9 protein-coding genes and 1 tRNA gene are annotated in these 12,400 nt (G+C 59.5%); 4 read left to right on the top strand and 6 right to left on the bottom strand.

Annotated features, from left to right (window positions below; translation table 11 throughout):
• Positions 1-212: 212 nt before the first annotated feature.
• Complete coding sequence (locus INS80_RS07135) at positions 213-884, bottom strand: DsbA family protein (RefSeq protein WP_192964971.1); 672 nt, start codon at positions 882-884, stop codon at positions 213-215.
• The gene (locus INS80_RS07130) at positions 881-1,408 is read right to left on the bottom strand and encodes a DUF721 domain-containing protein (protein ID WP_192964970.1); all 528 of its coding nucleotides are present in this window, start codon (positions 1,406-1,408) and stop codon (positions 881-883) included. The genes INS80_RS07135 and INS80_RS07130 overlap by 4 nt, the downstream gene beginning before the upstream one ends.
• 86 nt (positions 1,409-1,494) lie before the next feature.
• On the opposite strand from INS80_RS07130, the gene INS80_RS07125 reads away from it, so the two are divergent.
• Complete coding sequence (locus INS80_RS07125; protein WP_192964969.1) at positions 1,495-2,574, top strand: A/G-specific adenine glycosylase; 1,080 nt, start codon at positions 1,495-1,497, stop codon at positions 2,572-2,574.
• Positions 2,575-2,655: 81 nt separating this feature from the next.
• Positions 2,656-3,825 (top strand): alkane 1-monooxygenase, encoded by a 1,170-nt coding sequence (locus INS80_RS07120; RefSeq protein WP_192964968.1) that lies wholly within the window; start codon positions 2,656-2,658, stop codon positions 3,823-3,825.
• Positions 3,826-3,930: 105 nt separating this feature from the next.
• Here the strand turns inward: INS80_RS07120 and hemN are convergent, their stop codons facing one another.
• A complete protein-coding gene (gene hemN, locus INS80_RS07115) occupies positions 3,931-5,286 on the bottom strand; it encodes an oxygen-independent coproporphyrinogen III oxidase (protein ID WP_192964967.1) in 1,356 nt (451 codons plus the stop codon).
• Positions 5,287-5,527: 241 nt separating this feature from the next.
• Here hemN and INS80_RS07110 point away from each other — a divergent pair.
• Positions 5,528-5,614 (top strand) — tRNA-Leu (locus INS80_RS07110).
• Between the two features lie 80 nt (positions 5,615-5,694).
• Here the strand turns inward: INS80_RS07110 and INS80_RS07105 are convergent.
• The 3 genes from INS80_RS07105 to INS80_RS07095 all read right to left on the bottom strand — a co-directional run bounded on the left by INS80_RS07105 (position 5,695) and on the right by INS80_RS07095 (position 11,181).
• Positions 5,695-7,887 (bottom strand): methyl-accepting chemotaxis protein, encoded by a 2,193-nt coding sequence (locus tag INS80_RS07105; RefSeq protein ID WP_192964966.1) that lies wholly within the window; start codon positions 7,885-7,887, stop codon positions 5,695-5,697.
• Between the two features lie 156 nt (positions 7,888-8,043).
• Complete coding sequence (locus INS80_RS07100; protein WP_192964965.1) at positions 8,044-8,916, bottom strand: ribokinase; 873 nt, start codon at positions 8,914-8,916, stop codon at positions 8,044-8,046.
• A 9-nt stretch (positions 8,917-8,925) separates the two neighbouring features.
• Positions 8,926-11,181, bottom strand: a complete 2,256-nt coding sequence (locus INS80_RS07095) for an NADP-dependent malic enzyme (protein ID WP_192964964.1) — start codon at positions 11,179-11,181, stop codon at positions 8,926-8,928.
• 324 nt (positions 11,182-11,505) lie between these two features.
• On the opposite strand from INS80_RS07095, the gene INS80_RS07090 reads away from it, so the two are divergent.
• Complete coding sequence (locus INS80_RS07090) at positions 11,506-12,351, top strand: flagellin N-terminal helical domain-containing protein (protein WP_192964963.1); 846 nt, start codon at positions 11,506-11,508, stop codon at positions 12,349-12,351.
• The last annotated feature ends 49 nt before the right edge of the window (positions 12,352-12,400 follow it).

Here is a 12,400-nt window from a genome sequence, read left to right as displayed (position 1 = left end):
CGAGATGGTCCTTTCGTTGATCTCTTGCTAGCATCCTAAAGCAAGCGACGATTACACGTCCACAACTCAAGCCCTAGGTGTCTGTTCGCACAGTTCCATCCAAAGGGTGACAGCTCCGGGGCTCAAAGCGGACCAAAACGCCTTGTCGATTTCATCATTGAAAAACCCGGCCACTGGGACCGGGTTTTGCCTTCTCGCATTTCTGAAGCGGATTAGCCTTCCAGTTCAGCGTCTATAAGTGCCTTGAAGGACTCGTAGGACTGGTTCTCGATCTTCCTGCCGTTCAGAACGAAAGACGGCGTCGATGTCACATCATCCTTTTCGGCGTTTTCCTGATACCAGGTCACCAAGGTCTGCAGTTTGGTGCCGTCCTGCAGGCAGGCCTCCAGCTGGTCCTTTTCGAGGCCAGCCAAAAGGCCGATCTTGCGCAGCGCATCAACGATCTCGGTGGCGCCGCCAGCACGGGCCCACTCGGATTGCTGCTGGAAGATCAGATCGGTGATGCCAAAGAACTTATCCGGGCCAGCGCAGCGCGCGATGGCCGATGCCCAGAGGCCGTAGCGGTCAAAATAGACCTCACGGTAGATAAACTTGACCTTGCCGGTGTCGATGTAATCCGCCTTCAGCTGCTTATAAGGGCCGGTATGGAAGTTGGCGCAGTGCGGACAGGTGTAGGAGGCGTATTCGATCAGTGTCACCGGCGCGTCCTCGGCGCCCTGCACCATCTCGATGATGGTCGAGGTGTCGACCTCGGCTTCCTGCGCGACAGCAGCGCCGATCAGCGGGTTTTCAGGCAACCGGTTTTGGCCACCCAGTCCAGAGATGGCATAGGCCCCGGCAACAAGCGCCACCACGGCAAAGACACCAGACATAAGACGGGTCATTCATACCCCTTTCGCATTGTTTTCTGTTTTGTAAGAACGTTGCGCCCCAGCCGTTCCAGCGCGGCGCGCAGCCCCTCATCACCGACACCTTCGGCCACTTGGGCGGCCTCAGTAACCGCCTGTGGATCGGGCTGGATCGGAGCGGCCTGTTTGGGCGCATATTTGAACGAGACCTGACCTTCGGAAAACCCGATCGGAGCGGTCTGGGTGATCAGAACTTTGGAGATCGCATTGTAGCCGTAGACCGCGTTGACCTTTTCCCGCAGCTTTTCCTTTTGCATTTCCAGCATCGGCGCATTGGCGCCCGTGGTCAGCACCGTTAGCGTCGCCCCGAAGGAGCTGCGCCCGTAGCCGACCTTTACGGGCCGCGCCATAGCCGCCAGATCGGTGCCGACGATCTCTTCCCAATGGGTGAGCAGACGGGACACCGCAAAGCCCCGGCTTTCGCCCGCCTTGCGAATCTGATCGTTCAAAAGCTTGGAGGTCCGTGCGAACCCGCGTGTGCTGCTGCGTCTGACTGACATGACTGTGGTTTTGCGTGACTGTGCGCCCTATTGTAAAGGGTCCGTTTGCAAGCGCCAGCGAAACAAGATCAGGCAGGGGGTAAACTATGCGTGACCTGAAAGAGGATGCCGAAGGGCTAGGGCGCGATCTGTTGGCTTGGTACGATACCCACGCCCGCAGCCTGCCCTGGCGTGTCAGCCCTGCGGATCGCGCGGCAGGTGTACTGCCCGATCCCTATCGCGTCTGGCTGAGCGAGGTGATGCTGCAGCAAACCACCGTTGCCGCCGTGAAGGATTATTTTCACCGTTTCACAAGCCGCTGGCCGACGGTCATGGATCTTGCTGCTGCAGCTGACGCTGATGTCATGGGCGAATGGGCCGGTCTTGGCTACTACGCCCGCGCCCGCAATCTCCTCAAATGCGCACGTGTCGTGGCGCGTGATCTGGATGGCACCTTTCCCGACACCTACGAGGGCCTGCTGAAACTCCCCGGCATCGGCCCCTACACTGCCGCCGCCATCGCCTCGATCGCATTTGACCACTCTGAAGTGGTTCTGGATGGCAATGTAGAGCGGGTGATGGCCCGCCTACATGACATTCACGAGCCGCTCCCCGGCTCGAAGCCGCTCTTGAAAGAGCGTGCAGCAGAGCTGACACCGCAAGAGCGCCCCGGCTGCCATGCTCAGGCGGTGATGGATCTGGGCGCCACCATCTGCACGCCGAAATCGCCTGCCTGCGGCATCTGCCCCTGGCGGGATCCTTGCGCAGCGCGCATTGCAGGCACGGCGGCAGAGCTGCCCAAGAAGACACCGAAAAAACCGAAGCCCACCCGCCATGGTATCGTCTACCTTGCGCGGAGCGCTGCAGGCGACTGGTTGCTTGAGCGACGTCCGGACAAGGGGTTGTTGGGCGGCATGCTTGGCTGGCCCGGTTCGGACTGGAATGACGCGCCCGAGCCTGCACCGCCGTTCAAGGCCGATTGGCAGGATCTGGGTGCCGAAGTGCGCCATACCTTCACCCATTTCCACCTGATCCTGCGGGTGATGGTGGCTGAACTGCCGGGCAGTTTCTCCCCTGGCCCAGCGCAAGAGGTGATCACCAAGCATGATTTCCGCCCATCCGACCTGCCCACGGTGATGCGCAAGGCCTTTGACCTGTGGCGCGGGGACAAAAACGCGAAAAACTGAGGCCATTCGCCCCCTTGGGTTTCCAACCCTCCCGGCATAGGGTTTCACCAGACGCGCCATGAGTTCATCGGAGAGCCGAGGATGAAACCTTCTGCAACTGCCGACCGTATCGCACACAGGATCACGCCGGACACCCTGCGGCGCTGGCAATCTGCCCTGCCCTTCTGGCTGTCTTTCCTCCTGGTGCCGCTGTTATGGTTCTCCGCAATTATGGGCGGCTGGTGGATTCTGCTGACGCCGCTGGTGACATGGTACCTTTTTGCCGCACTTGATGGCGTTTTTGGCCTCCACCTCGACAATGCCGATCCCCAGACTCCCGAGGATGACCTGCGCTGGTACAGCCTTCTGACCATCGCCTGGGTCCCGATCCAATTCCTGACGCTGTTCGGGTTGATCGCCTATGTGGCCGGAAACGAGAGCCTCAGCGGTTTGGAGAAATTCGGCCTATTCTTCGGCATGGGCGTGATCAGCGGCACCGTGGGCATCAACTACAGTCACGAGCTGATGCACCAGCGCAGCCGCCTTGAGCGCTGGCTGGCCGATATCCTTCTGGCGATGGTGCTCTACTCGCATTTCCGATCAGAGCATCTCCTGGTGCATCACCGCTATGTCGGCACCCCGCGCGATCCGGTCACCGCACGCTACAACGAGGGTTTTCACCGGTTCTATCCGCGCGTGCTGCGCGAATGCTGGCAATCCGCCTTTCGCGCCGAGAAGGAGAAGCTCGCCAAGAAAGATCGTCCCTGGACGGATCTTTCCAATCCCTTCTTCCGCTACTGGGCCTTGCAGGGCGCGATGCTGCTGCTTGCGGTCATTCTGGGTGGCTTCGGCGGGCTGGTGCTGTTCCTGGTGCAGGCGGGTGTCGCCATCTGGCAGCTAGAGCTGGTGAACTATGTGGAGCACTACGGTCTAACTCGCAAGCACCTCGGCGATGGCAAGTACGAACATGTGCGCCCCTGCCATTCCTGGAATGCGGCACACAAGGCGTCGAACTGGCTCTTGATAAATCTACAGCGTCATTCGGACCACCACTACAAACCCGATCGACGCTTTCCCCTTTTGCAGAACTACACCGAAGCCGATGCGCCTCAGTTGCCCTACGGCTATCCGGTGATGACCATTGCCGCGATGATGCCGCCGGTCTGGCGCCGTATGATGAACCCGCGCGTGCGCCGCTGGCGTCAGATGTATTACCCCGAAATCACCAATTGGACGCCCTACAACCGCGCCAGTAATCCGATGCCGCGCTAATGCTAATAGAGCCGCCCGCACCGCGCGCAGCGCGGTGCCACGCCCAACCGAAGAAGGGCATGGCAATGCTCGCCGACGGGCGGGAGCCCTGCCGATTGGATCGGCTCAGGAGGCGCGACTGTAACGCACTCCTTCCGGCTTATGGGCATCGAATTGGCTGGCAATGATCCGCGTCAGGGCGCGGCCCTCGGGCAAGATCGAAAGCCCCTGCTCGTCCAGTGCCACCAGATCGCCGAACCGCGCCCGAATGGCAGCCATCTCGATATCAAGGCTGCGCGCCATATCGCCGTACTCCCGGATCAGGGCCCTGCGGTCAAGGTAGAAGTCACACATCACCATCTCGATGGCGCGGGCGCGCAAGTGGTCATCCTCGTTCATCTCGTGACCCCGCGCTCCCGCCAGATCTCCGGCCTCGATCCGCTCCACATAGGCAGGCGTCGCTGCTGCGTTCTGGACGTATCCCCCGGCGTAACGAGAAATCGAGGACGCACCGAGGCCAATCAACGTCGGGCAGCGGTCGTCGGTATAGCCCTGGAAATTGCGACGCAGATGGCCGCTCTTGGCTGCTTTTGCCAAACCGTCGCCCGGCAAGGCGAAATGGTCGATACCAATCGTTTCGAACCCGGCGGCCCGGAATTGATCGCCTGCAAGACAGGCCAGCTCATAACGCTCGGCGTCCCCCGGCAAGGCCAGCTCATCAATCAGCTGCTGACGCTTGGCCACCCATGGTACGTGAGCATAGCCAAAAAGCGCGATCCGGTCCGGCGCAAGACTCAGCACCTTTTCCACCGTGTCCGAGAGCCTCACAGCGTCCTGATGGGGCAGCCCGTAAATCAGATCTGCGTTGAGGGACATGATCCCGGCCTCGCGAAGATCCTCTACGCAGTCACGCGTCACCTCATAGGATTGATCCCGCCCAATCGCCGCCTGAACCTCTGGATTGAAGTCCTGAATGCCGATGCTGGCGCGGTTCATTCCCACATCCGCCAGGGCAGCGATTTTCTCTCGGTCCACGAGGGTCGGGTCGATCTCCACCGAGAATTCCCAGTCGGTTGTCTTTGGAAAGACGGACCTTACAGCGGCAGCCAGCCGGTAAATCAGATGCGGCGGCAGAATCGTCGGAGTCCCACCGCCCCAATGAAGGCGCCCCATCTGCACCCCTTTTGGGAGATGCTGCGCCACCAGTTTCAGCTCTGCCTCCAGCGTCCCGATATAAGCCTCCACAGGATCAAGGCGCCGGGTGCCTTGGGTTCGGCAAGCACAGAACCAGCACAGTCGTTCGCAAAACGGTATGTGGACATAAACGGACACCGGGACGGCAGGATCCAGCGTCTGCAAATGCACAGCCTGCTCCGTTGCGCCCACAGTCGGCGAAAAGACCGGGGCTGTAGGATATGAGGTGTAGCGGGGCACCCGGCTGTCGAACAGCCCGAGAGTAGCGAGGCGATCTATCTGTGTCATACCAACCTTTTTGGCAAGGTCGGGACACCTCGACTTTGCGCAGGATCAAACTTGACGGTCAAATCGGCGCAAATCCATGGGCAAAAACCTCCGTCCTGGCACCGTATCTGCAAAAACAATCCACTGAAATTTCTTGTGAAGTCCGTGGCATGAACCCCGGTGCAAAGAAATTGTCACACCAGCTTCATTTTGGGTTTGACGCTTCTTGCGACTCCGCTTATACGCCCTGTCCACGACACCTGCCCAGGTGGCGGAATTGGTAGACGCGCTAGCTTCAGGTGCTAGTGTCCGTATGGACGTGGAGGTTCGAGTCCTCTCCTGGGCACCATTCCCGACAAGCAGTCAGATCAACTGAGACGACCCGATGATCGTCCCATGGCTGTATAGAGCCGCGAAAACGTCTGATCCTTAGAAATCCTGCCACTTGTCGAGAGCAGCGTTGCCGTCGGTGCCGGTTGCGGCCGGGGCGGCTTCGTTGAAATCGCTGAAGTCCCAGTCGTCATCCCCATGCGCCGTCGGCGTGCTGGCGGCTGGTTTCGGTGCGCTCATCTGTGTGATGCCGCTGCTGCCTGAGACTTTGAAATGCGCCACCAGCTCGGCCAGTTTGGTTGCATCGCTGTTCAGCATATGGCCCGCAGCCGTCGCCTCTTCGACCATGGCCGCGTTCTGCTGCGTCACCTGATCAAGCTGCACCACCCCGGTGTTGATTTCCCCGAGACCCGTGGATTGCTCCACAGCACCTTCGGCAATATCCGTTACCAGCTTCGAGATATGGTTCACCCGCTCGACGATATTGGTGAGCGCATCGCCCGCCTTGCCGACCAGATCCACGCCGCGCTCCACCTGGCGCGAGCTGTCGCTGATCAGCGTCTTGATCTCCATCGCCGCATCCGAAGAACGCTGCGCCAGCGCCCGCACTTCGGAGGCCACCACCGCAAAGCCGCGGCCCGCTTCGCCCGCGCGGGCGGCTTCGACGCCTGCGTTTAGGGCCAGAAGGTTGGTCTGGAAGGCAATGTCGTCGATCACGCTGATGATCTGCGCGATATGGGTCGAGGACTGCTCGATCTCGGTCATCGCCGACACCGCGCTTTGCACAACGACGCCGCTGTTTTCAGCCTCCTGCTTGGCCTCTTCCATGATGTTTTCGACGCTGCGCGCGCCCTCGGCGGCGGATTTCACCGATGCGGTGAGTTCATCGAGGGCCGCGGCGGTCTCTTCAAGGGTGGCCGCCTGGCTTTCGGTGCGGTGCGACAGATCATCCGAAGACTGGCTGATCTCGGCCGCGCCGTTGCGGATGCTCTGCGCAGAATCGACGACCTGGGCCACCGTGGCATTCAGGTTTTCGACCGTTTTGTTGAAATCGGAACGCAGCTGCTCGTAATCCTCGGGGAAGGCGCTTTCGATGCGTACAGTCAGATCGCCACCTGCGAGAACCGACAGGTTGCTGCCGAGCGATGCAACGACCTCGGCCTGATGTTTGGCATTGGCTTTTTGAGCCTCTTCCAGTTCCTTTTGCTTCATCAGTGCATCCCGGAAAACACCAAGGCTGCTTACCATATCGCCGATCTCACCCTTTGTGGGCAGTCCAGAGGTTTCAATGGAAAGATCACCCTCTGACAAGGAGATCATGCGGCGGCTGATACGATTGAGCAAACCACAAAGCCATTTTCCCAAGACAAGCGCCATGGCACCTGCCAAAAGCATGGCAACCAGAGCTGCGCCGAAACCCGTGGTCCGGATCGTGTTCGTGATCGCATTTACTGATTCCAGAGGCACAAGGGCGTTGCCAACAGCAACCAGATTGCCCGAAAAATCGCGGATTTCAAACGGCCGTCCTGCGTAGGCAGCATTGTCGATTTCAAAGTTTTCACGCTCAATGACCTCTCCACCAACAAACGACGCCAGGGTTTCTGCATTGATCAGTGACGGTCCATCATAATTGCCGGTCAGGCGCTGAATTTCCGAACCGTTGGCCGAGAAAGAACTGATATCGCTGTCGGGCAGCAGGTAAACTTCGATACGGCTGTCGCTACCTTCGGTCAGGCTTTCGATGAGCGCACTGTCGAATTTCAGACCGATCTCAACTGTGCCCACATGACGCCCCTCAAAGAAGATCGGGCTGATCCCGCGAATGCCGATCCCTGCCCTGCCACGCTCCAGACCGGACACCGGGGCCTTCTCCGCGTTGGCAGCGACAACGGAATGCCGGAAGCCAGAAAGATCATCGCCAAATTTTTCGGGCTTGTGGACCCGGAAAACCGACACCGCTGTGGGCGTATGAAACTGGAACTGGGCGATTCCGGCCTCTGCTGCCAGACCTTTGAAGTTCTGCGCGAAAAGGCGATCAAGCGTTTCGCGGTCCTGCTCGGCGACGGCGCGCTGAACATCCGGCATGGAGGCTACAGTCTGGGCCGTGGTAAGCGCCAAACGCTGCTGACCTTCAATTTGTGAATAGACGCGTGCCTCAAACTGCTGGAGTTCGCGTTTAATCCCCTCGTCAGATACCGTTCCAAGACCCATGAACAGGGGAACGGTAACGATGGCAATCGCGACCAGTGAACTGACCAAAAGCGAAACGACAATACGCATGCGAAGGGACATACTAGAACTCCATAATGACAGCCCTCTGCATACTTCGGAATGTTTTACCAAAACGTCTACTTTATGGAAATAAGTCCCCGCTTAATCGCAGCTCTTAAGGATTAGAGACGCGCCAATAGGTTAGGCCATCAAGCACGCATGGTGGATCAACGCCGATCAGAGCCGTGCGTCCTGAACCTCTTTCAGGTCGGGAATGACATCGGCAGTACCGTGCCGGGTCACCATCAAGGCCGCCGCGCGAGAAGCCTGCGACATGGCCTGCGCCATTGGCATGCCGCGATCAAGGCCGGCCAGAACGTAGCCGGTGAAAGTATCCCCTGCCCCGGTGGTATCAACCGGAGTGACTGGCAGCGCAGGGACTTCGCGCACCTCACCGCTGGGGCTATGGATATGGCGTGCGCCTCTTGCACCAAGCGTCACGATCACATCCGCAACGCCCAGCGCATCAGGGGCATGTCCAGTGGCTTCTTGCAACTGGTCCGCCTCCACCTCGTTCATGAATAGGAGGTCGAGATGGGGCAAAACTGCCTGCACGGCCTCGGCCTCGAAAGGGGCTGCCGCATAGGCGACGCGCAGGCCCAGCTGGCGCCCCATCTTCGCGGTCTCGGCCTGAAGATTGGTTTCGTTCTGCATCACTAGGATGTCCCCGGCGGAGGCCGCCGACAACGCCTGTCCCACCTGATCCGGGTGGATGGCCCGGTTGGCGCCGGGAAACAGGATGATCTGGTTTTCCCCCGCCTGGTCCACCGCGACGATGGCATGGCCGGTGGGGGTGTCGATCTGGGCAATGTGGCGGGTATCGACGCCGTACTCCAAGAGCCGATCCCGCGCCCAGAGCCCTTCGGGCCCCACCGCACCGATATGGCAGACATGAGCGCCTGCGCGGGCGGCGGCAACGGACATGTTCGCCCCCTTGCCGCCCAGGAACTGGGCAAACTCGGTGGCCGCCAAAGTCTCCCCTGCCTGCGGAAGATGCGGCAGGGTGTAGACCATGTCGGCATTGATCGAGCCCAGGTTCCAGATCGCCATGATGCGCCCCTAGCCGATGTTGCAGGCCGCCAGAACCGCCATGTTCAGCACATCATTTGCGGTGGAGGTGGTGGAGCAGATCTGGATCGGCTTGTCGACGCCAGACAGAATCGGGCCGATCACCGTGGCGCCGCCCATTTCCTGCATCAGCTTGACCGAGATCGAGGCCGAGTGCCGCGCCGGCACCACCAGGATATTGGCCGGGCCAGAGAGGCGCTGGAACGGGTAATTCTCCTGCGCTTTGGCATTCAGCGCCACATCCACGGTCATCTCGCCTTCGTATTCGAAATCAACACCGCGCTGATCCAGAACGCTGGGGGCGATGTGCATCTTTTCTGCGCGTTCCGATACCGGGTAGCCGAAAGTAGAGAAGCTGACAAAGGCCACGCGGGGATCCAGCCCCATGTGACGGGCAACGCCAGCGGCGCGCTCGGCGATGGTGGCAAGATCGTTCTCATCGGGCCATTCATGCACCAGCGTATCGCCAATCAGCACGATACGCCCCTTGTGCAAGAGCGCCGTCACACCTGCGGCACCATGATTGGCGTCCGCATCGAAAACGTGGTTGATCTGATCCATGATATGGGCGGACTTGCGGGTCGCCCCGGTCACCAGACCATCGCCATGGCCATGGGCCAGCATCAGGGCCGAGAATACGTGCCGGTCACGACCCACAAGCCGGTGGATATCCTTGCGATCAAAGCCCTTGCGCTGAAGGCGGTTGAATAGGAAATCCTTGTAGGTCTCGAAATGCTGAGTGTTGGCGGCATTGACCACTTCAAGCTCCCGCACCGCATCACCAAGGCCCGCCGTTTCCAGCTTGGCCTTCACATCGTCGGGGCGACCCACCACCAGCGCCTTCCCAAAGCCAGAGCGCTGATAGGTGACAGCGGCACGCAAAACGCGGGGATCGTCGCCTTCGGCAAAGATCATCCGCGACTGGGCCGAACGCGCGCGGGCATTTAGGCCGCGCAGGATCGAGGCGGTGGGGTCCATGCGGCTTTTGAGGCTGACCTCATAGGCCTCCATGTCGATGATCGGGCGGCGCGCGGCGCCGGTGTCCATTCCCGCTTTTGCAACCGCTGGCGGGATGCGGTGGATCAGGCGCGGATCAAAGGGCGTCGGTATGATGTAATCGCGTCCAAAGCTCAGCGATTTGCCATAGGCCAGCGCTACCTCGTCCGGTACATCCTCGCGCGCGAGCGCCGCCAAAGCATGAGCGCAGGCGATTTTCATCTCGTCGTTGATGGCGCGGGCATTGATGTCGAGCGCGCCGCGGAAGAGGTACGGAAAGCCCAGAACATTGTTCACCTGGTTGGGATAGTCCGAGCGACCCGTGGCGACGATGGCATCGACGCGTACCTCATGCGCCTCTTCGGGGGTGATTTCGGGGTCCGGGTTTGCCATGGCAAAGATAACCGGATTGTCGGCCATGGATTTGACCATCTCCTGCGTCACCGCGCCCTTGACCGACACGCCCAGGAAGACGTCAGCGCCCTCCATCGCCTCTTCGAGGGTGCGCAGCTCAGTCTTGATGGCATGGGCCGATTTCCACTGGTTCATGCCTTCGGTACGACCCTGATAGATCACGCCCTTGGTGTCGCAAACGATGCAGTTTTCGTGGCGCGCGCCCATGGATTTCAGCAGTTCGATACAGGCGATACCCGCCGCCCCTGCCCCGTTGAGGACAATCTTCACGTCCTCGATTTTTTTGCCCGAGATATGCAGCGCATTGATAAGGCCCGCCGCGCAGATCACCGCGGTGCCATGCTGATCATCATGGAAGACAGGAATATCCATCTCTTCCTTCAGGCGCTGTTCGATGATGAAGCATTCAGGCGCCTTGATGTCCTCCAGGTTGATGCCGCCAAAGGTCGGACCCATGAGACGCACCGCTTTGCAGAACTCATCCGGATCTTCGGTGTCGAGTTCGATGTCGATCGAGTTCACATCGGCAAAGCGTTTGAACAGAACCGACTTCCCTTCCATCACCGGCTTGGATCCAAGTGCGCCAAGGTTCCCAAGACCCAAAACCGCTGTCCCGTTCGAGATCACCGCCACAAGGTTGCCCTTGTTGGTGTAATCATAGGCGGTTTCAGGGTTCTCTGCGATCGCCTCGCAGGGCACCGCAACACCGGGGGAATAGGCCAGCGACAGGTCCCGTTGCGTGGTCATCGGGACGGTTGCATTGATCTCCCACTTGCCGGGGGTTGGCTCCAGGTGAAAGGCGAGCGCCTCTTCGTTGGTGATCTTCGCTTTGGGCATGGGCTGTGGGTGTCCTCTCCTAATCGGGCACAGTCATATCCCAGCCCCGCGCCCCCCTCAATCCGATCTGAAAAGAATTTGGCCTCTAAAAAGCAATATTATTTCAAATAAAACTTGATAGATTCAGTCAGATTTTTGCCACATTCCAGCCGCGCCAAAGTTGTATTCTGTTAATAAATCCTAACAGCCACCCGGTCGTCTGGTGGTGCTCAGGCGGAACTCAAAGGCCTGCGAAGCCTATGTCAGAACGGCATGTCATCTTTTCGGAGAGCCACACCCGCCGTCCTTGAACGGGATGCTGGGGTTAACTTGGGATGCAAGTAAATGACGAGTATAAACACGAACAGCGGCGCCATGACGGCGCTGCAGATGCTGGGCGGAACCGTCCAGAGCCGGGCGGAGGTTCAGGACGCCGTTGCCACAGGTCGCGAAATCAACAGCGCCAAGGACAACGCTGCGCTGTGGGCGATCTCTCAGATCATGGAAACCGATGCCGCCGCGTTCAAGGCAACTTCAAAGACACTGTCTTTGGGTGAAGCAACCGTAGCGGTATCCGCAGTTGGTGCAGAACAGATCGCGGAAACCGTAATGGAGATGAAAGAGCTGGCGATCACCGCTGCCAGCGGGTTGGTCGACTACTCCAAGATTGAAGCTCAAATGCAGCAGAAGACCGATCAGATCAATTCGATCATCTCCTCGACCCAGTTCAACGGGGTCAGTCTCCTCAAGAGCGACGTCAACGGCAGTGGCGCCACCAGCCTTTCGGTAGCCGCGTCGCTGGATCGGGACGGATCAGGTGGGGTTTCTCTGTCGATGATCGACGTGGGCACTGTCGATTTCGAAGGTGATCCCGCTTTTGATATCAACGGGCGCAGTGCCATCACAGACCAGGCCAGTGCAATGGCTGCCCTGGGCGAGATCGAAGGCTTTTTGCAATTCGCAGTGAACGGCGCTGCAGCGCTTGGGTCTTCGGCCAACCGGATCGCCGGACAGAACGAAACCGTCAGCAAACTGGCCGATGCAACACGCATGGGCATCAGTTCGATGGTGGACACAAATATGGAAGAAGCTTCGGTCCGGCTTGCAGCCCTCAGTGTCCAGCAGCAGCTCGGGACCATGTCCCTGTCCATTGCGAACTACAGTCCGCAGTCCCTTGGGGTGCTGTTCTAGGCGTGTTGCCCAAAGACTCATAGTCGCTCAGGCCTAACCGGGTTTTCCT

The sequence above is a fragment of the Phycobacter azelaicus genome, assembly GCF_014884385.1.
GTDB lineage: Bacteria > Pseudomonadota > Alphaproteobacteria > Rhodobacterales > Rhodobacteraceae > Phycobacter > Phycobacter azelaicus.
This window is presented reverse-complemented; position numbering and strand designations above follow the sequence as displayed.